Raw genomic sequence first — 18,956 nt, 5'->3', positions numbered from 1 at the left:
AAAATATTATGACTGCTAATACGCTTGACGATAGGAATGGCTATGCACTACCGAACAGGGTGGTGATGAAGGCCGCGCAAAGCCATTTCAACTTGATAGTGGCGGATAAAACCTTTGTGCACTTACCGGCCGTCCAGGAGAAGAGCCTTTATCTTCGGGACCAACTCAACGCCGACGATCAGCACTTGGGCGAAGATATCAAGCGAGCAATCGCTGCCCTGACCAATGTCGGGTTCAACAATATTCTGGTGCGCGTTGACGAGATCCTGGGCAATACCACGGTAGCGGCCGCGGTACGGGCAGAGAAAATTGAGGAACTGGTGAAGTATTGCGTGCGTCGGGTCGAAGCGGCGCTGCTGCCTTTGAACACCGCGACCGAATACCTGCGCCGGGCATTGCCCAACCTGGCCGGGGTTCGTTTCGCCGACGTTGGAATCGATCTTGATCGAATCGAATCGGCGCACCTCGCCCGCTTGCGCCAGACTCAGAGTGTGCTCACTGATGACCGCACAAAGCTTGAGCAGGAGAAAAGCGACATTGATCTGCAGATCTCGCAGTTCAATGCTCCGGGCTGGCTGGAGATCTTCAATAAACAGATCCCCAGCGCAGAAGAGATAGAAGCTGCGCTTAAATTGGTGGCTATCCGCAAGCCTGATCGCGAGTTCCTCGAACTGGTGCTCAAGCGACTCAAAGGTAACTTGCAAGGCATCGAAGAAGGGCGCCTTTACGCCAACCTCACCCAGGCAAGAGAGGGTGTGCGCGGCCGACTCGAAGGTGTGCGCCAGGAACTGGCTACCATTGAGGCGCAGATCGGCGAGCAGAACAGTAAGCTGGAAAAACTTGAAGCTATTCGCGGCCTCGATCAGATCACTCGCAACTGGTTGCAAGAGGCGGAAAAGATCCAATCTGCGTTTGAGCGTTTTATACGGTCAAGCCATCCGCAACAGATTCAAGACGCGTCATCGATCCAGAACCTGGCCGGACGCCATAAAACGATGCTCGATTACCTCAAGAGCATTACCTGGCGCTGATCGCCACAGGGTGCAATGGCGCCCAGGTTCATGACAGGTCGTGGGCCTGGGCTTGTAGCCAGTCCAGCAATTCAGCCAGCGGTGCGCTTGGGGTCGGTCTCAGTGGATGGACAAGGTAGTACGCCAACCCCGTGCGTACTTTCAATTCAAATGGCATGACCAATCGACCGGCCTGCAAATCGTCACCAATCAGCGACCAATCGCCAATCGCCACGCCTGTCCCCTGGGACGCCATCGACATCGCAAGGTCCAGCGTTTCGAAATGCTGGCCCTTGCCGACATTGCTCAACTGAACATCCGCCGAGGCCAGCCACGCTTTCCAATCCCGTTCATCGCGAGTCGGGTGCAGCAACATGTGTTGTTCCAGATCCTCCGGCACCTGCAACGGCACCGGCCCTTCGAGGTACGGCTTGGAACACACCGGCGTCAGTTGCTCATCGAACAACCGATGGGAGGCCAGTGATGTGTCTGGCGGTACGCCGTAGATCACCGCCGCATCGAACTGCTCACGATGAAAATCCACGCCATGCCGAACCGTTGTCGTCAGCTCCACCGGCACGTCCGGGCGTTCCCTTTGCCATTGCATCAAACGCGGCAACAACCAACGCATGACACAGGTCGGGGCCTTGAGTTGCAGGGTTTCGCGCTTGGCGCCGATCTGCTCCACCGCCTCGCCGATCAAGCCGAAAATCTGCTGCACCCGTGGCAGCCATTCCCGTCCTTGCGCCGTCAGATCGAGGCCGCGGGCCTGGCGGATGAACAGCTCATAACCGAGGTGATCTTCCAGCCCGGCGATCTGCCGACTGACCGCGCCCTGGGTGATGTGCAACTGCTCGGCGGCCCGGGTGAAGTTGCAGCACTGTGCCGTGATCAGAAAAGTGTGCAGGGCGGGCAGGGGAGGCAATCGTTTCATGAGGACCCAAGGTATGACGTGAGGACATGGCTAGTATGACTTTTTATCCATTGTTGCGGCTACGTGTCGCCCGTTCCAATGAGGCCATCCCTGGGCTTGCCTTCGCATCATAAACATTGCGCAGGCCCGGCGTCTCAAACGAACAAAAAGGGCAAAGACATGGCGACGTGCGGCGAAGTATTGGTCAAGTTACTCGAAGACTACGGGGTCGAGCAGGTGTTCGGCATTCCCGGGGTGCATACCGTTGAGCTGTATCGCGGGCTGGCCCGTTCGAGCATCAACCACGTCACGCCGCGTCACGAACAGGGCGCCGGTTTCATGGCCGATGGCTATGTGCGCACCAGTGGCAAGCCGGGTGTGTGCTTCATCATCACCGGCCCGGGCATGACCAACATCACCACGGCGATGGGCCAGGCCTACGCCGATTCGATCCCGATGCTGGTGATCTCCAGCGTGCAGACCCGCAACCAGTTGGGCGGCGGTCGCGGCAAGCTCCACGAGCTGCCGAACCAGAGCGCCTTGGTCGGCGGCGTGGCGGCGTTCTCCCACACCCTGATGTCGGCGTCGGAATTGCCGGGCGTGTTGGCTCGGGCGTTCGCGCTGTTCCAGGCCGGGCGTCCGCGTCCGGTGCACATCGAAATTCCGTTAGACGTGCTGGTGGAAGAGGCCGACGATCTGCTTGCCAGCGTCCCGGTCAACATCGACCGCGCCGGTGCTGCGCCGACCGCCGTGTCGCGCATGACCGAACTGCTGGCCGGTGCCAAACGCCCGCTGATCCTGGCCGGTGGCGGCGCCATCGACGCTGCCGCCGAGCTGACTGAACTGGCCGAACTGCTCGACGCCCCGGTTGCGTTGACCATCAACGCCAAAGGCATGCTCGAATCCAATCACCCGCTGCTGATCGGCTCGACCCAAAGCCTGGTCGCCACCCGCGCCCTGGTCGCGGAAGCCGACGTGGTGTTGGCCATCGGCACCGAACTGGCCGAAACCGACTACGACGTGACCTTCGCCGGCGGCTTCGAAATCCCCGGCAAACTGCTGCGCGTCGACATCGATCCGGACCAGACCGTGCGCAACTACCCGCCGCACGTGGCGCTGGTGTCCGACTCGCGCAACGCCGCCCAAGCCCTGCTCAGCGCCCTGTCCCACAAGTCGTTGGCCGAGCGCCGCAACGATTGGGGCCAGGTACGCGCTGCGCGTTTGCGTGAAGAACTCGCCGCGACCTGGGATGCGCCGACCCTGGCTCAAACCCGTTTCCTCGAAACCGTGCTGCACGAACTGCCGGACGCGGTGTTCGTCGGCGATTCGACCCAACCGGTGTACACCGGCAACCTGACCTTCAACCCGGAGCGTCCGCGCCGCTGGTTCAACTCGTCCACCGGTTACGGCACCTTGGGTTACGCCTTGCCGGCGGCGATTGGTGCGTGGCTTGGCGGCAGCGTCGAGGGCGGTTCGCGTCCTCCTGTTGTGTGCCTGATCGGCGACGGCGGCCTGCAATTCACCCTGCCGGAACTGGCCAGTGCCGTGGAAGCGCGCACGCCAGTGATCGTGTTGCTGTGGAATAACCAGGGCTACGAAGAAATCAAAAAGTACATGGTCAACCGCGCCATTGAGCCGGTGGGCGTGGACATCTACACCCCGGACTTTATCGGTGTCGCCAAGGCTCTGGGCTGTGCGGCTGAAGCGGTCAACGGTGTCGAGCAACTGCGCAGCGCCTTGCGCGCCGCCACGGACCGTCAGGGCCCGACCCTGATTGAAATCGATCAGACCCAGTGGATGAAGGCGGTGTCGAAATGAGCTTCCCAACGACGCTGGATGGCCTGTACATCAATGGCCAATGGTCCGCTGGCAAAGAACACCTGCGTGTGATCAACCCGGCCACTGAAGCCCTGTTGACCACCGTAAACGGCGGCGATGAAAAAGCTGTCGAGCACGCCGTAGCCGCTGCGACCAACGCCTTCAAGGACTGGTCGAAAACCACCGGCACCGAACGCGGGGCGATCCTGCGCCGCATCGCCGCCGGTGTGGCGGCCGGTCGCGAACAACTGATGCATTTGCAGTCGAGCAACAACGGCAAGCCGCTGTTCGAAGCCGCCATCGATGTGGACGACGTGATCGCCACCTTCGAGTACTACGCAGGTTTAGCCGAAGGGCTCGATGCCAAGCAAGACAGCACCGTCGAGCTGCCCACCGACGATTTCAGCGCACGCCTGCGCCGTGAACCGTGCGGCGTGGTCGGCCTGATCGTGCCGTGGAATTTCCCGATGGTCACCACCGCGTGGAAACTCGCCCCGGCCCTGGCTGCCGGCTGCTGCGTGGTGCTCAAGCCATCGGAAGTCACGCCGCTGCCGGAGCTGGAACTGGCCGCGATCATCGCCGAGGCGGGTCTGCCCAAAGGCGTGTTCAACCTCGTTTGCGGCACCGGTCTGGCGGTCGGTGCGCCGCTGTCGGCGGATCCGCGCATCGCCAAGATTTCCTTCACCGGCAGTAACGCGGTGGGCGTGCAGGTGATGCAGCGCGCCGCTGAAACCGTGAAGGGCGTAAGCCTGGAACTGGGCGGCAAATCTTCGCTGCTGGTATTGAAAGACGCCGACATCGCCCTGGCCGTGGAACTGGCCTGCGGCGGCGGTTTCTTCAACGCCGGCCAGATGTGTTCGGCCACCAGCCGCGTGCTGGTCGCCGATGAACTGGCCGATGAATTCCTGCTTCGTTTGCAGGCCCGCGCCGAAGCGATTCGCGTGGCCGACCCGTTCGACCCGAATGTGGAAATGGGTGCACTGGTCAATCAGGCGCAATACCAGCGCGTGCTCGGCCACATCGATCGCGGTTTGAGTGCCGGCGCCAAGCTGATTTGCGGCGGCAATCGTCCGGCGGATCTGCCGCGCGGTTATTTTTTGCAGCCGACGATCTTCACCGAAGTGCCCCTCGACAGTGCGCTGTGGTGTGAAGAGATTTTCGGTCCAGTGATTTGCGTACGCAGTTTTGCCTCCGAAGCCGAGGCGATTGCCCTGGCCAACGACAGCCAGTTCGGCCTGGTCGCCAGCGTGGTCAGCCGCGATGTCGAAGCGGCGGATCGGGTCGCCAACGCCCTACAAGCGGGGCTGGTGTGGATCAACGCGCCGCAAGTGATCTTCCCGCAGGCCGCCTGGGGTGGCTACAAGCAGAGCAGCCTCGGCCGCGAGTTGGGGCCGTGGGGGTTGCAGGCTTTCCAGGAAATCAAACACGTGATTCGAGCCGTCTAAGCGCTCGAAAACGGTGAGCGCATGCCTCGTTCTGAGGCATGCGCTGGCGTCATGGCTTCAATGAGTTTTTATCGATAGTCAGGTGTTTTGCACGACCTCAGGATAAACCCGTCGGCTCAGCTCAAGTCCTTTGAAACCGGGGGCTTCGAGCTGATCCGAGCACGCGGATGCAACGGTTGCGACCAACCTCATACGTACAAAAACAAAGGGAGTCCTTCATGGGCCAGCATGATCTGAACAGACGGCAATTCATCAAAACCGTGGGCGTGGCTTCGGTTGCAGCGGCGGCCATGAGCATGCCCTTCATCCGTGCCAATGCCAGCGACACCCGTTTTCAGGGCAAGACCCTGCGCCTGCTGACCTGGTCCGATGACACCGGGTTGGCGGCACTGCGCAACATCGCGGCGACTTTCGAAGCCAAGTACGGCTGCAAGGTCATCGCCGACCGCACCGGCAGCACCTCGGAAATGGTCGCCAAACTCAAGGCCGGCGGTGATCGTCCGCAGTACGACATCATCACCTTGGCCGGCGTCGGCGCCGAAGGCCTGGCCGCCGCCGATTTGCTGGAAAAACCCGACCTCAACCGCATCCCCAACCTGGTGGACGTGCCGGAGAAATACCGCACCGGCGCCAACGGTCATGGCATCGGTTACCTGCTGTGGTGCAACAGCCTGGTTTACAGCACCCGCACCCAGACCGAAGCGCCGACCAGTTACGCCGCGCTGTGGGATGCCGAGTTGGCGCCGAACATCTTCCTGCCGCCGCCGAATTGGACCGAAGCGATGGACCTAATCATCATCGCCGCCAAACTGGCCGGAGGTGACGAACACAACATCGAGCCGGGCTTCAAGAAACTCGCGGAGTTGAAGGACCGCGTGGTTACGCTGGGTGAAAACCCGAACCAGATCGCCGAGCTGTTCCGCACCGGTTCCCTGGACATGGGCGGCCTGTACGCTCCGGCGTTTTTCCCGAAACAGATTCGCGACCCGAACTACGGCCTCGGCGCCACGTTCGGCATGAAGGAAGGGTTCTACACCGACCTGATGCTGTCGGTGATGCCAAAGAATCGCCCCGGCGACACCGACCTGGCCTACGCCTTCATCAACCACTCCCTGGACCCACTGGTGCAGGGCAAGATGGCCGAGGACATCTACAACGGCCCGGTCAACGCCAAGGCGATCATCTCCGCCGAAGCGCGCAAGAGCCCGTTCATCCTCACGCCAGAGCAGATTGCCGACAAGGCGATCATGCACGACAACGCCTTCCTGGCCACTGTGCATGACCAATGGATTCGTCGTTATACGGAAATCTTTTCTTCCTGATTTCTGAGGTTTGAAAGACCTTTTGTGGCGAGGGAGCTTGCTCCCGCTCGGCTGCGCAGCAGCCGTACAACCAGACACCGCGACCCTTTCTGTATCGACGCGGTGATTGATGGGGGCCGCTTCGCGACCCAGCGGGAGCAAGCTCCCTCGCCACAGGGTTACTCAAATCGCAGTCTTGCTGCTTTCCATTGACGAGACCCTTGCTATGGAACACCAACCACCTCTGACTCATCCGCTCGCCGCCGCGCCAGCGCGTCCACGCCGGGGCGTGTCGCCGACTACTCGCGCCTGGCTTTTCCTGTCGCCGTCGATGCTGTTTCTCGGCGTGCTGATTGCTGCCAGCCTCTTGGTGCTGCGCATGAGCGTCGGCACCAAAGGCGCGGAATGGAGCGGGTTTAGCCTCGCTAGTTACGCGCAGTTACTGGAACCCTATTACCTCAAATCCCTGATGCTGACCCTGCGTCTGGCGCTGTTCAGCGCGGTGATCGCGGTGCTGCTGGCAATTCCGGTGGCGTACACCATGTCGCGCCTGACCTCGCCGTTTATCCGACGGATTTTCCTCGCGGCGGTGCTGCTGCCGTTGCTGGTCAACCTGCTGCTGCAAAGCTACGGCTGGTTGGTGATTCTCGGCCCGGCGGGGATGCTCAATCAGGCGCTGATGGGCATCGGTTTGATCAAGCGCCCGATCATGCTGCTCTACAACCAGAACGGCGTGTTGATGGGCCTGGTGCAAACCGCGTTCCCGCTGGCGGTGCTGCCGATTGCCAGCGCCATGCGCGGCGTCGCTCGCACTTATGAAGAAGCCGCCGCGACACTGGGCGCCAGTCGCTTCCAGGTGTTCCGCCAAGTGGTGTTGCCGATGAGTCTGCCGGGGATCATCACTGGCGCGACGTTGGTGTTCGCCTACAACGCCAGCAGCTTCGTGGTGCCGCTGCTGCTCGGTGGTCGGCGGGTGCCGATGCTGGCGGTCATGGTGCATGACCAGATCGCCCCGCTGATGAACTGGCCCGCCGCGTCCGCTGCCGGTGTGGTGCTGATTGTCACCACCCTGGCGATCATGACCTTGTCCGAATACATCACCGGCCGTCGTCGGCGCATGCTGGAGGCTTCGCAATGAGCACCCTGAGCAAAAAACGTTATGGCCTGCTGCCGGGGGAAACCGGCAAGTTCGCCGGCATCCTGTCGGGCTTCATCCTGCTGCTGGCGGTGCTGCCGATCCTGACCATGATCGTCATGTCGTTCAGCGGCGCGTCGAACCTCGACTTCCCGCCCAGCAGCTACAGCCTGCAATGGTATCGCGCGGCCTGGCACACCTTTGTTTCGCCGGACGCCAGCGATGTACTGAGCCTGGGCAAAGCCATGACCACCAGCCTGATGGTGGCGTGCCTGACCATGGTCTTCGCGACGATCATCGCGGTGCCGGCGGCCTACGCGCTGACCCGTTGCGAGTTCCGTGGCAAAGCCGTGGCCCTGCAATTGATGTCGTTGCCGTTGGTGTTCCCGATGGTGGTGTTGGGCCTGGCGTTGCTGCTGGTGTTCGACAGCCTGCCGTTCCAGATCACCACCTCGCGGCTGGTGATTGCCCACGTGATCCTCGCACTGCCATTCGTGGTGAAGAACTGCACAGCAGCAATGCTCTCCATCGGCAGCGAAGTCGAAGAGGCCGCGCAAATGCTCGGCGCCTCACCGACCCGGGCGATCATTGATGTGGTGGTGCCGCTGATGAAGTCGGGGATTCTGGCGGGGATGCTGTTGGCGTTCATCGTCTCGTTCAACGAATTCACCGTGACCTATTTCCTCTACACCATCGACGTCATGACCGTGCCGATCTGGATGTACAGCCGCACCGTGTCATCGCTGGACCCAACCGTTTTCTCGTTTGCCGTGCTGATCGTGCTGATCGACTTCGTCCTGATCTGGGCGCTGGAGAAGCTGGTCGGTGAAGGTGGCGTTTCGTTCTGATTCTTGAGGTGCAACATGACTGGTCTGATTCTGGAAAACGTCGAGAAACACTACGGCTCGGCCTGCGCGGTAAAGGATGTAAACCTGCATTTGCCCGAGGGCAAACTGGTGTGTTTCCTCGGCCCGTCGGGCTGCGGCAAAACCACGTTGCTACGGATGATCGCCGGGCTCGAAACCCTGTCCGGCGGTGAGATCCGCCTGGATGGCGAAGACATCGGCCATACCCCGGCGCACCTGCGCAACTTCGGCATGGTCTTCCAATCGTTGGCGCTGTTTCCGCACATGACCGTGGGGGAGAACATCGCCTATCCGTTGAAACTGCGCGGGGTGAGCAAGGCTGATCAGCAGGCGCGGGTAGTGGAGTTGCTGGAGCTGATTCAACTCAAGGAAATGATTGATCGCCCGGTGGCGAAACTGTCCGGCGGGCAACGCCAGCGCGTAGCGATTGCCCGGGCGATTGCCTCGCGGCCGAAAATCCTCCTGCTCGATGAGCCGCTGTCGGCGCTGGACGCCAAGTTGCGAGAATCGATGCAGGTGGAAATCCGTCAGCTGCAACAACGGCTGAACATCACCACGATCATGGTGACTCACGATCAGCGTGAAGCGATGACCATGGCCGATATCGTCGTGGTATTGGGCGAGCACAAGGTGCAGCAGGTGGGCACGCCGATTGAGATTTACCGGCACCCGGCCAATGAATTTGTCGCGGACTTTATCGGTTCGGGCAACATCTTTCCGGCCACCGCACTGGGCAATGGCAAGGTGGGCTTGCCGGGTGGCGATGCCCTGGAAGTGCCGATTTGCAGCAGCATCGTGGTGGGGGAGAAGATCAAGATGCTGATTCGCCCTGAGGACCTGCAACTGTCGCAGCCCCAGGCCACGGCGGGGAATCGGTTGCTGGGCAAGGTGACGTTTGTGCGGGACATCGGCGCGACGATCGAGACGACGGTGGAGTGTTCCGGGGTGTCGTTTACCGCGCTGAGCACGCCGTGTCAGGGGTTTGGGTTGAGTGTGGGCAATCCGGTGTCGGTGACGCTTCCGGCCGAAGCCTGCCGCGTACTCAGCGCCTGAAAACACCCCAACCCTGTAGGAGCGAGGCTTGCCCGCGAAGGCGTCGTGTCAGCCAGCATTAATGTCGACTGACACGACGCCTTCGCGGGCAAGCCTCGCTCCTACAGGGGGCGGTTATACCGTCAACCGCATCCGCGCCAAATCCCGCAGCGGCGGTGCGCCAAACAACCGGCTGTACTCCCGGCTGAACTGCGACGGGCTTTCATACCCGACGCGATACCCCGCCGCCGACGCTTCCAGCCCTTCGGCCAGCATCAAGCGCCGGGCTTCCTGCAAGCGCAGTTGCTTCTGATACTGCAGCGGACTCATCGCGGTCATCGCCTTGAAGCGGTGATGCAGGGTCGACACGCTCAGGTTCACTTCCTTGGCCAGGTCATCGATGCGCAACGGCTGTTCATAGTGGCCGTTGAGCCATTTGATCGCCTGGCTGATGCGATGGCTCTGGCTGTTGGCGATGGCGATTTCATACAGGCGGTGGCCCTGCTGGCTGCGCAACAGGCGATACAGAATCTCCCGGCGAATCAGCGGCGCGAGCATGGCGATGTCTTTGGGCGTGTCGATCAAACGGGTCAGGCGCAGCACCGCGTCGAGCATGGCCGCGTCCAGCCGTTCGACATACAACCCGCGCCCGGTCGGCCGGGTCGGCACGCCCATGGGGCCGGCGTCGGCGATCAGCGCAGTGATTTCCGCCGGGTCGATGTCCAGCCGCACGGAGAGGATCGGTTCCTCGGAGGTGACGGTCACCACGCGCCCGCTCACCGGCATCGAGACCGAGACCACCAGGTAATTGAGCGGGTCGTAATTGAACACCTCATCGGCCAGCCGCACTTCCTTGCGCCCCTGGGCCATGATGCACAGCGCCGGTTGCGCCAGTACCGGGGCAAATTGATGGGTCTGGCTGTGACGCGACATGATCAGCGAATCGACGGCAGTGGCGTAATTGCCATCCTCCGTGGTGTTGCGGCGGATGATCGCAGCCAGTTCCTCGCGCTGTTTCTCCATGTCGGCATCCAGCGGGGCTTCAAAGTGATCGAACGACGACATGCAGGACATCCTCGGTGAGGCGTTGTTGATGGGCAGAGCTTAAGTTTGTGCAAGGCAAAGCGGTAGACACATCCTGCCTGATGCTTGCCTGATTCTGCATTGGGTTATTTCACGGTGCTGCCAGAGCAGTGCCGCCGGACTGAAACTTGCTTGAAACCGCTGTGTCATCGTCCGGACACGTCGAAGTCGTTGATTCAGTGCGATTTGGCCATCCTCGCAGGATTGTGCAACAAGCCGGCAGGAATCGACTAACGGCAACGAAGGCGCGCCGCCTAACCTTGGATCCTGTCGCAGCCCGTCCCCGGCTGCCACGCAACTCCTGGGAGGGTTGAACATGTCTACGCAGATTCCCGTCAGTCATATGGCCTTTGTTCGTGCCCGCGCCGGGCGCTCGGCGGAACTCGGTGCGCGCCTGAGCGCGTTGATCGAGCCATCCCGTTCGGCCAGCGGTTGCCTGAACTTTGCCTTGCAACACTCGCAATGCGATCCCGACCTGTGGCTGGTGTCCGGTTTCTGGACCCATCAACAGGCCATGACCGCGTACTTCAGCACCCCCGCCATGCAGATTTTTGCCGAGCTGGTGCAGGACCTGGTGGTCAACAGCCTGGATTTTCATACGTTCAAGGACGTCTCGGCAGTTCAGGCGCTCGGTCAGACCAACGCACAGGTGCACAAACTGGTCGGTTGAGGGTTTAATGGCGGCAATCTCAACTTAGCCAGGATGCGCGACCATGGCACGCAAAGCCTTTGAAACATTCGAAGCCGTATCAGCCGTAGTACCCCGCGAAGGCGGCTATTACGCGGCAATCGCCGTCAAAGCCATCGGTGGCAGCGGTGCTCCACGTTTTCACAAGCTGCTTGAAGAACAAACCTTCACCACCGCGCGCGAAGCCGATGAAGCGGCGGCGTTGGAGTTGACCAAGCTCAAAGGCGTCAGCGAAGACAGCGATTTGATCTGGTAGTTATTTCTTCGCCCCCGGGCGATACATCTTGAACAAGGCCTCTGGCCCCAGCTGAAAGTAATCCGCCGGCCCGCCGCCGCGCAGAATCGGTTCTGCCGCGGCGGTGTCGTACACCCCATCCTTCAACAGCCACTTGGCGATATGCACGGCGACCACTTCGCCCAGAATCAGCCAGCTCGGCACCACATTCCCGTCTGCACGCTGCAACTGAATGATCTGCGTGACCTTGCATTCGAAGGACACCGGGCTTTCGGCGACCCGTGGCACCTGAATGATTTTGGAGGCGGCGGGCGTGAGTCCGGCCAGTTCGAATTCATTGGTGTCGGGCGCAACCATGGCGCAGCTCTGGTTCATCTGCTCGGCGAGTGGTCGGGTGGCCAGGTTCCAGGCGAATTCGCCGGTCTGTTCGATGTTGTTCAGGCTGTCTTTGCGCCCGACGCTGGAAAAACCAATGATCGGCGGAATGTAGTTGAACGCGTTGAAGAAGCTGTAGGGCGCCAGGTTGAGGTGGCCGTCGGCATCCTGCGAGGAAATCCAGCCGATGGGACGCGGGCCGACGATGGCGTTGAACGGGTCATGGGGCAGGCCGTGGCCGTTGGCGGGTTCGTAGTAGTGGATGTCGTCGCGCATGCTTGGGGTTCCTGGGGCGATGTTCGGGATAAACGCATAGTGCAAGCGCGACCCTGTAGGAGCAAGGCTTGCCCGCGAATGCGGCGGCACATTCAGCGATGAGGTAACAGGCCAGCCGCCTTTTGTAGGAGCAAGGCTTGCCCGCGAATGCGGCGGCACATTCAACGTTGAGGTGTCAGGCCAGCCGCCTTTTGTAGGCGCGAGGCTTGCCCGCGAATGCGGCGGCACATTCAGCGATGAGGTAACAGGCCGGCCGCCTTTTGTAGGAGCGAGGCTTGCCCGCGAATGCGGCGGCACATTCAACGATGAGGTGTCAGACCGGCCGCCTTTGTAGGAGCGAGGCTTGCCCGCGAATGCGGCGGCACATTCAACGTTGAGGTGTCAGACCGGCCGCCTTCGCGGGCAAGCCTCGCCCCTACAGGGAATGTGGAGGCTGACATTTTACCGTCTCCCAGAAACGACTAAGCCCGGCCGAAGCCGGGCTGTGATGCCGCGTTTGGGGGTTAGCTGATGGTGGCCGAGCCAGTGCGATCGTAGCCGTCAGCCGCGAAGGTGGCGGAGCCGGTTTTGTCGTAGCCGTCGGCGGCGAAAGTAGCGGAACCGGTTTTATCGTAGCCGTCAGCAGCAACAGTGGCCGAGCCAGTACGGTCGTAACCGTCGGCAGCTACGGCAGAGCCGGTGCGGTCATAACCATCGGCGGCGAAGGCGCCACCGGCCAGTACGGAAAGGGTCAGGGCGAGGATCAGTGGGGTTTTCATGGCGGTTACTCCGGGTTCGTTGGCGTGGTGTGCCTTGGGTATGGGTTTGAGTTTACGCTCGATAAATTGATTGAAAAGCGCAAATTAATACTAGTAACTATCGATTAAATTGATGTTAAGGCCGTGAGGCGTTCTCGCTTTCAAGGTTCGAGTGAGCACATCGCAATGAATCGATCAGACAAGGGCAGGATGCATTCCGGGCATTAACCGGTGATTAATCGTTTCGTTGGCTTGCGTGACAGATTTTTCATACAGCACTTACCTATTTTTCACCGCTTCGCCGCCAGTCTGCGCGTCGGCCATCACCCTGAGAAACGGCTGCCACGACCACTGGAGTTCAACCCGTAATGAATAAGCTGCCTCAAATCACCCTGGCGTTCTGGGTGATGAAAATCTGCGCGACGACCCTGGGGGAAACCGCCGGTGATTTGCTGTCGATGACCCTTAATGTCGGCTATGCCATCAGCTCGCTGATTTTGATCAGCGTGTTCGTGCTGACCCTGATCACGCAGTTGATGTCGAAAACCTACAAACCGGTGCTGTACTGGATCGTGATTCTGTCCACCAGCACGGCGGGCACTACCATGTCCGACTTCATGGACCGCACCCTCGGGTTGGGCTACGCCACCGGTTCGATGATCCTGATTGCGATTCTGCTGGGGATTTTCGCGGCGTGGCGCTTGAGCGGCGACTCGCTGAACGTGAGCAAGGTCCAGACCTTTCGCGGCGAGATGTTCTACTGGATGGCGATTCTGTTTTCCAACACCCTGGGCACTGCGCTGGGCGATTACCTGGCCGACGATTCGGGCTTGGGCTTTGCCGGTGGTGCGCTGGTGATCGGCTCCGCCATCGCGGTGGTTGTGTTGCTTAAATACTTCACAAGGCTTTCGTCGGTGCTGCTGTTCTGGGTGGCATTCGTGCTGACACGGCCGTTCGGCGCAACCCTGGGCGACTTCCTGACCAAACCCCATGAAAAGGGCGGTCTGGACTTCGGCACCATCGGCTCGTCGCTGGTGTTGGCGGGGATTCTGGTGGTGATGATTGCGGGGGCGGCTTACGCGCAGAACAAATATGGCAAGCGCGCGGTGGCCGAGTTGTCCTGATATCGAGGTGCGCCCATCGCGGGCAAGCCTTGCTCCTGCATTTTTAAGCCGTTCGAGAAATTTATGAACGACTCATCTCCGTAGGAGCAAGGCTTGCCCGCGATGGGGCCGATACAAACGACCTCTATGTAACGGTCAGTCGGTCTCGATCCGCGAATGCTTGCGGGTGTCTTTCATGGTCACGTACACCAGCAGCGACACGGCGATGCACGCGGTGACATACCAGTAGTAACCGGATTCCATGCCGATGCTCTTGAACCACAGCGCGATGTATTCGGCAGTGCCGCCGAAGATCGACACGGTCAGCGCGTACGGCAGGCCAACGCCCAGGGCACGGATTTCGGTCGGGAACAGTTCGGCTTTGACCACCGCGTTGATCGAGGTGTAGCCGCTGACGATGATCAGCGCCGCCATGATCAGGAAGAATGCGCCCCACCAGGTCTGGATGGTGTGCAGGGTGGTCAGGATCGGTACGGTGAACAGCGTGCCCAGTACACCGAAGGCGATCAGGATCGGCCGACGACCGACCTTATCCGACAAGCCGCCGATGATCGGTTGCAGGCACATGAACAGGAACAGTGTGGCGGCCGAAATGCTGGTGGAGTCGGTGATGCTCATGCCGACGGTGTTCACCAGGTATTTCTGCATGTAGGTGGTGTAGGTGTAGAACGCCAGGGTGCCGCCCATGGTCAGGCCGACCACGGTCATCAGCTCTTTGGGATGGCGCATCAGCGTGCGCATGGCGCTTTCTTTTTTCTCTTTCTTGACCTTGTTGAACGACTCGGTCTCTTCCATGCCACGACGCAGGTAGAGCGCCACGACCGCACACAGCGCGCCGATGGCGAACGGAATGCGCCAGCCCCAGGCGTACAGCTGTTCGGTGGTCAGGGTCTGTTGCAGCACGATCAGCACGGCCAACGCGATGAGCTGGCCGGAGATCAGGGTCACGTACTGGAAGCTGGAATAGAAGCCGCGACGTTCCTTGGTCGCCATCTCGCTGAGGTAGGTGGCCGAGGTGCCGTACTCGCCACCGACCGACAGGCCCTGCAGCAAGCGCGCGAACACCAGCAGGATCGGCGCGCCGATGCCGATGGTTTCATAGTTGGGGCTCAGGGCGATCAGCAGCGAGCCGAAGCACATCAGGTACACCGAGGCCATCAGCGCACGTTTACGACCGGCGCGGTCGGCGTAGAGGCCCATCAACCAGCCACCGATCGGGCGCATCAGGAAGCCCACGGCGAAGATCGCAGCGGTGTTCATCAGCTGTGCGGTGGAGGAACCGGCGGGGAAGAAGGACTTGGCGAAGTACAGGGAAAACGCGGCGTAGACGTACCAGTCATACCACTCGACCATGTTGCCGACCGAGCCGCTGAAGATCGATTTGATCCGGCTGGCGGTGGTTCTTTCTTTGGCAGGCACGGCGGCCGACCCAAGCGGCAGGGCGTTGGAGTTATCCATTGAAGGATCCTTCGTTTAATTGTTTTTGTGGAGCGCGTGTAAACGCAGCCTGCAAGGGCTATAGCAGGAGGTGTGCCAAAGGGAGGAGGGCCGGTTTAGAGGGGGTGGGCAGTTTTGTTGAGCGGATAGTCGCTCAATGCGCGCAAGAGAGTGAGCGGATTTCCGCCTACCGATCGTTCCCACGCTCCGCGTGGGAATGCCGCCCGTGACGCTCCGCGTCACTACCGCGAGGGGACGCGGAGCGTCCCTTGATGCATTCCCACGCGGAGCGTGGGAACGATCATCAAACGATCATTCGGGGATAAACATCTCCCGGCTCAACCCATGCCGCTGCAACTTCTCATTGAAGGTCCGCCTCGGCAGTTGCAGCTCCTCAAGCACCGCTTTCACATCGCCCTTATGCCGGGTCAACGCCGCACGCAAGCAATGGGCTTCAAACGCTTCCTGTTGCGCTGCCAGCGACTGGCCAGGATCAATCCCCACCGGCTCCGGCTCACCCAGCCCCAACACCTGACGCTCAGCCACGTTCGCCAGTTCCCGCACATTGCCCGGCCAGTCGTGGCTCAGCAGGTGGCTCAGTTGCGGGCCGCTCAAGGGTGGGAAGGTCCGGCCCAGGCGTTCGGCGGCGTGCTGGGCGAAGGTTTCGAATAACAACGGAATGTCTTCGCGCCGCTCGCGCAACGGTGGCAGGCGCAACTCGGCGACGTTCAGGCGATAGGCCAAATCCTCGCGAAAGCGCCCGGCCCGGGCTTCGTCCAGCAGGTCGGGTTTGGTCGCGGCGATGATCCGCAAGTCCACGCGAATGCTCTGGTTCGAACCCAGGCGTTCCAGCTTCTGTTCCTGCAACACCCGCAACAACTTGACCTGCTGCGCCAACGGCATGCTTTCAATCTCATCGAGAAACAGCGTGCCGCCGTCGGCGTATTCAAGCTTGCCGATGCGCTTGCCCGAAGCACCGGTGAACGCGCCGCTCTCGTGCCCGAACAGCTCGGCCTCGAACAATTGCTCAGGGATCGCCGCACAGTTCAGCGCCACGAACGGCTTGTCCGCACGCGGGCCGAAGTCGTGCAGGCAACGGGCGACCAACTCTTTGCCGCTGCCGGTTTCGCCCCGGATCAACACGTTGACTGGCAGCGTCGCCAAGTCCAGCACCTGTCGGCGCAAGGTCTGCAAACCACGGGACACACCGAGCAACGTCGCATCGAGTTTGGCGCGGTTGTCGGCCTGGACGTGCAAGGCCCGGTTCTCCAGGACCAACCGGCGTTTCTCCAGGGCCCGCCGCAAACTGCCGAGCAAGGTTTCCGGGCTGAAGGGTTTTTCGAGGAAGTCGTAGGCGCCATCGCGCATGGCTTCCACGGCCATCGGCACATCGCCGTGACCGGTCAGCAAAATCACCGGCAAATCGGCATCCCGGCGCTGCACTTCGGCCAGCAGTTCCAGGCCGGTCATGCCGGGCATGCGCACATCGCTGAGGATCACCCCGGGAAAATGCGCCGGCAGTTGCGCCAGGCATTCATCGGCGCGGCTGAACAGCTGCACCTCGAACCCCGACAGGCTCAGCCATTGTTCGACGGCGCTGCGGATGCTGCTTTCGTCGTCGACCACGATCACCGAATTCAGCATGGAACAGGTTCCTCCAGATCGATCGGCAAGGTTACGGTAAACACCGCGCCGTTCTCGTGATTGGCGGCACTCAGGCGTCCGCCGGATTCATGCACGATGGCAAACGAGACCGCCAGCCCCAGGCCCAGACCATCACCCACCGGTTTGGTGGTGAAGAACGGATCGAACACATTCGGCAGGTGTTCTTCGGCAATCCCGCCGCCGTTATCGGCGACGGTCAGGCGCCACAGTTGTTCGTCGGCTTCGAGGCGGATTTCCAGGCGTTTGCACGGTTTGTCCTGCACCGCGTCGAGGGCGTTGCGCAGCAGGTTGATCAGCACCTGTTCCAGGCGAATCGCATCGCCACGCACCCACGCCGGGCGGGTCAGGTGCAGCACGGTGCTGACGTTTTCGTCGCGCAGCCGCGCGTCGAGCAGCTGCAAGGACTGATCGACTACCGCCGCCAGATCCAGGCGTTCGCGCAAGCCGCTGGGGCTTTTGCGGGCGAAGGTTTTCAGGTGGCCGGTCAACGCGGCCATGCGGGTGAGCATGTCGTCCACCGGTTTCAACGCCTTGTAGGCGTCATCGACCCGGCCGTGATCGAGCAGTAAACGCAAGGTCGCCAACTGCATGCGCTGGGCGGTCAGCGGCTGGTTGATTTCATGAGCCAGTGCCGCCGACATCTGCCCCAGCGCCGCGAGCTTGGCCGATTGCACTAAACCATCCTGGGCGGTGCGCAAGTCGCGGGTGCGTTCTTCCACCAGTTGTTCCAGCTCTTCGCGGCTGCGCTGGCGCATTTTCGCCAGGCGCCAGCGCTGGTTGAGGAACAGCAGCAAAAACACCAGCGCCAGCCACGATCCGGCGGCGGCGAGGGCGGCATTGCGGCTGTCTTCGAACGCAACTTGCGGGCGGCGCAACAGGTGCAAGGTCCAGCCTTCGGCGGGCAGCGGCAGGGATTCCCACAGATAATCCGCCGTGCCGTCGGGGCCTTCGACCCGGGCCAGATCGCTGTTGTCGTCGAAGCGGCGTTTCGATTGATACACCAGCGGTGTCAGCGGTTGCTTGTCGTATTGGCGGGTGACTTTGAGTTCGGTGTGATCGCTGTCGTTCAGCGGTTTCAATGTGCGATAACGCCAGCCCGGCTGGTTGGCGATGAAGATAATCCCGCGGGCATCGCTGACTAACAGCGTGTCGCTGCCCTGGCGCCATTCGCGCTCAAGTTCGGGAAACTCAAGCTTGACCACCATGGCACCGAGGAACTCGCCGTTGTCCCGGGTCACTGCGCTGGAGAGGAAATAACCGGGAATGCCGCTGGTCACGCCCACCGCGTAAAAGCGCCCGGTGCCTTGGGTGCGGGTCTGGCTGAAGTAGGGGCGGAAGCCGTAGTTGTGACCGACGTAACTGCTGGGCAGACGCCAATTGCTGGCGGCCACGGCCAGGCCGGTGTGGTCGAGCAATTCCAGGGTCGAGGACTGGGCGGCGCCGTTGATCTTTTCCAGTTTGCGGTTCAGCAGGTCCTGCTGTTCAGGATTCACCGGGCCATCGAGGGCCGAACGCAATTGCGGGTCCAGCGCCAACACGGCGGGCAGGGCGCGATAGCGATCAATCAAGGTGTGCAGGGAGTTGGCGTACAACGCCAGTTGCTGATTGGCCCGGGCCGCGTCTTCCTCCAGGGCCTGGCGTTCGGCGTGGCGCATGGCCAGGGCGGCGGCCAGCACGGCGCCAGCCACGATCAGCAGGGTGTAAAGCGTCAGGCGCAGGGTTCGGGAAGTCGCGGGCATGGCGGCGCAAACAGTCAGTAATACGGGCGCGCACGATAGCATGTGAATTCGTGTCGTTTCAGGCCGGACCCATAATC

17 protein-coding genes are annotated in these 18,956 nt (G+C 61.3%); 10 read left to right on the top strand and 7 right to left on the bottom strand.

Annotation, left to right across the window (positions count from 1 at the left end):
• The first annotated feature begins 8 nt into the window (after nucleotides 1–8).
• Nucleotides 9–1,031 (top strand): alpha-xenorhabdolysin family binary toxin subunit B, encoded by a 1,023-nt coding sequence (locus tag ACY4LX_RS26800; RefSeq protein WP_463258322.1) that lies wholly within the window; start codon nucleotides 9–11, stop codon nucleotides 1,029–1,031.
• 28 nt (nucleotides 1,032–1,059) lie between these two features.
• Here ACY4LX_RS26800 and ACY4LX_RS26795 read toward each other — a convergent pair whose 3' ends face one another.
• Nucleotides 1,060–1,944, bottom strand: a complete 885-nt coding sequence (locus tag ACY4LX_RS26795) for a LysR substrate-binding domain-containing protein (RefSeq protein WP_463258321.1) — start codon at nucleotides 1,942–1,944, stop codon at nucleotides 1,060–1,062.
• Nucleotides 1,945–2,103: 159 nt separating this feature from the next.
• On the opposite strand from ACY4LX_RS26795, the gene ACY4LX_RS26790 reads away from it, so the two are divergent.
• The 6 genes from ACY4LX_RS26790 to ACY4LX_RS26765 all read left to right on the top strand — a co-directional run bounded on the left by ACY4LX_RS26790 (nucleotide 2,104) and on the right by ACY4LX_RS26765 (nucleotide 9,541).
• Nucleotides 2,104–3,741, top strand: a complete 1,638-nt coding sequence (locus tag ACY4LX_RS26790; RefSeq protein ID WP_463258320.1) for a 5-guanidino-2-oxopentanoate decarboxylase — start codon at nucleotides 2,104–2,106, stop codon at nucleotides 3,739–3,741.
• Complete coding sequence (locus ACY4LX_RS26785; protein ID WP_463258319.1) at nucleotides 3,738–5,186, top strand: aldehyde dehydrogenase family protein; 1,449 nt, start codon at nucleotides 3,738–3,740, stop codon at nucleotides 5,184–5,186. Before ACY4LX_RS26790 ends, ACY4LX_RS26785 begins: the two co-directional genes overlap by 4 nt.
• 218 nt (nucleotides 5,187–5,404) lie before the next feature.
• Nucleotides 5,405–6,508 carry an ABC transporter substrate-binding protein gene (locus tag ACY4LX_RS26780; RefSeq protein WP_123409338.1) on the top strand — a complete coding sequence of 368 codons (1,104 nt, stop codon included), beginning with the start codon at nucleotides 5,405–5,407 and terminating at the stop codon, nucleotides 6,506–6,508.
• Between the two features lie 205 nt (nucleotides 6,509–6,713).
• Nucleotides 6,714–7,625: an ABC transporter permease gene (locus tag ACY4LX_RS26775; RefSeq protein WP_149657939.1), complete on the top strand. Its 912-nt coding sequence runs from the start codon at nucleotides 6,714–6,716 to the stop codon at nucleotides 7,623–7,625.
• Complete coding sequence (locus ACY4LX_RS26770; RefSeq protein ID WP_123409336.1) at nucleotides 7,622–8,470, top strand: ABC transporter permease; 849 nt, start codon at nucleotides 7,622–7,624, stop codon at nucleotides 8,468–8,470. Before ACY4LX_RS26775 ends, ACY4LX_RS26770 begins: the two co-directional genes overlap by 4 nt.
• Before the next feature lie 15 nt (nucleotides 8,471–8,485).
• Nucleotides 8,486–9,541, top strand: a complete 1,056-nt coding sequence (locus ACY4LX_RS26765; RefSeq protein WP_463258318.1) for an ABC transporter ATP-binding protein — start codon at nucleotides 8,486–8,488, stop codon at nucleotides 9,539–9,541.
• Nucleotides 9,542–9,655: 114 nt separating this feature from the next.
• On the opposite strand, the gene ACY4LX_RS26760 is transcribed toward ACY4LX_RS26765, so the two are convergent.
• Nucleotides 9,656–10,585, bottom strand: a complete 930-nt coding sequence (locus tag ACY4LX_RS26760; RefSeq protein WP_149657937.1) for an AraC family transcriptional regulator — start codon at nucleotides 10,583–10,585, stop codon at nucleotides 9,656–9,658.
• Nucleotides 10,586–10,919: 334 nt separating this feature from the next.
• Between ACY4LX_RS26760 and ACY4LX_RS26755 the strand changes: the two genes are divergently transcribed.
• The gene (locus tag ACY4LX_RS26755) at nucleotides 10,920–11,273 is read left to right on the top strand and encodes a putative quinol monooxygenase (RefSeq protein WP_463258317.1); all 354 of its coding nucleotides are present in this window, start codon (nucleotides 10,920–10,922) and stop codon (nucleotides 11,271–11,273) included.
• Nucleotides 11,274–11,316: 43 nt separating this feature from the next.
• Nucleotides 11,317–11,547 carry a hypothetical protein gene (locus ACY4LX_RS26750; RefSeq protein ID WP_149657935.1) on the top strand — a complete coding sequence of 77 codons (231 nt, stop codon included), beginning with the start codon at nucleotides 11,317–11,319 and terminating at the stop codon, nucleotides 11,545–11,547.
• Here the strand turns inward: ACY4LX_RS26750 and ACY4LX_RS26745 are convergent, their stop codons facing one another.
• Nucleotides 11,548–12,177 (bottom strand): flavin reductase family protein, encoded by a 630-nt coding sequence (locus ACY4LX_RS26745; protein WP_149657934.1) that lies wholly within the window; start codon nucleotides 12,175–12,177, stop codon nucleotides 11,548–11,550. It abuts the gene before it with no gap.
• 503 nt (nucleotides 12,178–12,680) lie between these two features.
• Nucleotides 12,681–12,935 carry a hypothetical protein gene (locus ACY4LX_RS26740; RefSeq protein WP_149657933.1) on the bottom strand — a complete coding sequence of 85 codons (255 nt, stop codon included), beginning with the start codon at nucleotides 12,933–12,935 and terminating at the stop codon, nucleotides 12,681–12,683.
• Between the two features lie 347 nt (nucleotides 12,936–13,282).
• Here ACY4LX_RS26740 and ACY4LX_RS26735 point away from each other — a divergent pair, with 347 nt between their 5' ends.
• Nucleotides 13,283–14,038: a COG4705 family protein gene (locus ACY4LX_RS26735; protein WP_149657932.1), complete on the top strand. Its 756-nt coding sequence runs from the start codon at nucleotides 13,283–13,285 to the stop codon at nucleotides 14,036–14,038.
• A gap of 135 nt (nucleotides 14,039–14,173) precedes the next feature.
• Here ACY4LX_RS26735 and ACY4LX_RS26730 read toward each other — a convergent pair whose 3' ends face one another.
• The 3 genes from ACY4LX_RS26730 to ACY4LX_RS26720 all read right to left on the bottom strand — a co-directional run bounded on the left by ACY4LX_RS26730 (nucleotide 14,174) and on the right by ACY4LX_RS26720 (nucleotide 18,879).
• A complete protein-coding gene (locus ACY4LX_RS26730) occupies nucleotides 14,174–15,496 on the bottom strand; it encodes an MFS transporter (RefSeq protein ID WP_463258316.1) in 1,323 nt (440 codons plus the stop codon).
• A 291-nt stretch (nucleotides 15,497–15,787) separates the two neighbouring features.
• Nucleotides 15,788–17,119: a sigma-54-dependent transcriptional regulator gene (locus ACY4LX_RS26725; protein ID WP_463258315.1), complete on the bottom strand. Its 1,332-nt coding sequence runs from the start codon at nucleotides 17,117–17,119 to the stop codon at nucleotides 15,788–15,790.
• Nucleotides 17,113–18,879 carry a sensor histidine kinase gene (locus ACY4LX_RS26720; protein ID WP_463258314.1) on the bottom strand — a complete coding sequence of 589 codons (1,767 nt, stop codon included), beginning with the start codon at nucleotides 18,877–18,879 and terminating at the stop codon, nucleotides 17,113–17,115. Before ACY4LX_RS26720 ends, ACY4LX_RS26725 begins: the two co-directional genes overlap by 7 nt.
• Between the last annotated feature and the right edge of the window lie 77 nt (nucleotides 18,880–18,956).

Source organism: Pseudomonas sp. Emmai, from assembly GCF_055179735.1.
This window is presented reverse-complemented; position numbering and strand designations above follow the sequence as displayed.

Excerpts from the sequence above, each read along its gene's own strand:
- ACY4LX_RS26800 (WP_463258322.1), top strand. The coding sequence starts at position 9 with ATGACTGCTAATACGCTTGACGATAGGAATGGCTATGCACTACCGAAC.
- ACY4LX_RS26795 (WP_463258321.1), bottom strand. The coding sequence starts at position 1,944 with ATGAAACGATTGCCTCCCCTGCCCGCCCTGCACACTTTTCTGATCACG.
- ACY4LX_RS26790 (WP_463258320.1), top strand. The coding sequence starts at position 2,104 with ATGGCGACGTGCGGCGAAGTATTGGTCAAGTTACTCGAAGACTACGGG.
- ACY4LX_RS26785 (WP_463258319.1), top strand. The coding sequence starts at position 3,738 with ATGAGCTTCCCAACGACGCTGGATGGCCTGTACATCAATGGCCAATGG.
- ACY4LX_RS26780 (WP_123409338.1), top strand. The coding sequence starts at position 5,405 with ATGGGCCAGCATGATCTGAACAGACGGCAATTCATCAAAACCGTGGGC.
- ACY4LX_RS26775 (WP_149657939.1), top strand. The coding sequence starts at position 6,714 with ATGGAACACCAACCACCTCTGACTCATCCGCTCGCCGCCGCGCCAGCG.
- ACY4LX_RS26770 (WP_123409336.1), top strand. The coding sequence starts at position 7,622 with ATGAGCACCCTGAGCAAAAAACGTTATGGCCTGCTGCCGGGGGAAACC.
- ACY4LX_RS26765 (WP_463258318.1), top strand. The coding sequence starts at position 8,486 with ATGACTGGTCTGATTCTGGAAAACGTCGAGAAACACTACGGCTCGGCC.
- ACY4LX_RS26760 (WP_149657937.1), bottom strand. The coding sequence starts at position 10,585 with ATGTCGTCGTTCGATCACTTTGAAGCCCCGCTGGATGCCGACATGGAG.
- ACY4LX_RS26755 (WP_463258317.1), top strand. The coding sequence starts at position 10,920 with ATGTCTACGCAGATTCCCGTCAGTCATATGGCCTTTGTTCGTGCCCGC.
- ACY4LX_RS26750 (WP_149657935.1), top strand. The coding sequence starts at position 11,317 with ATGGCACGCAAAGCCTTTGAAACATTCGAAGCCGTATCAGCCGTAGTA.
- ACY4LX_RS26745 (WP_149657934.1), bottom strand. The coding sequence starts at position 12,177 with ATGCGCGACGACATCCACTACTACGAACCCGCCAACGGCCACGGCCTG.
- ACY4LX_RS26740 (WP_149657933.1), bottom strand. The coding sequence starts at position 12,935 with ATGAAAACCCCACTGATCCTCGCCCTGACCCTTTCCGTACTGGCCGGT.
- ACY4LX_RS26735 (WP_149657932.1), top strand. The coding sequence starts at position 13,283 with ATGAATAAGCTGCCTCAAATCACCCTGGCGTTCTGGGTGATGAAAATC.
- ACY4LX_RS26730 (WP_463258316.1), bottom strand. The coding sequence starts at position 15,496 with ATGGATAACTCCAACGCCCTGCCGCTTGGGTCGGCCGCCGTGCCTGCC.
- ACY4LX_RS26725 (WP_463258315.1), bottom strand. The coding sequence starts at position 17,119 with ATGCTGAATTCGGTGATCGTGGTCGACGACGAAAGCAGCATCCGCAGC.
- ACY4LX_RS26720 (WP_463258314.1), bottom strand. The coding sequence starts at position 18,879 with ATGCCCGCGACTTCCCGAACCCTGCGCCTGACGCTTTACACCCTGCTG.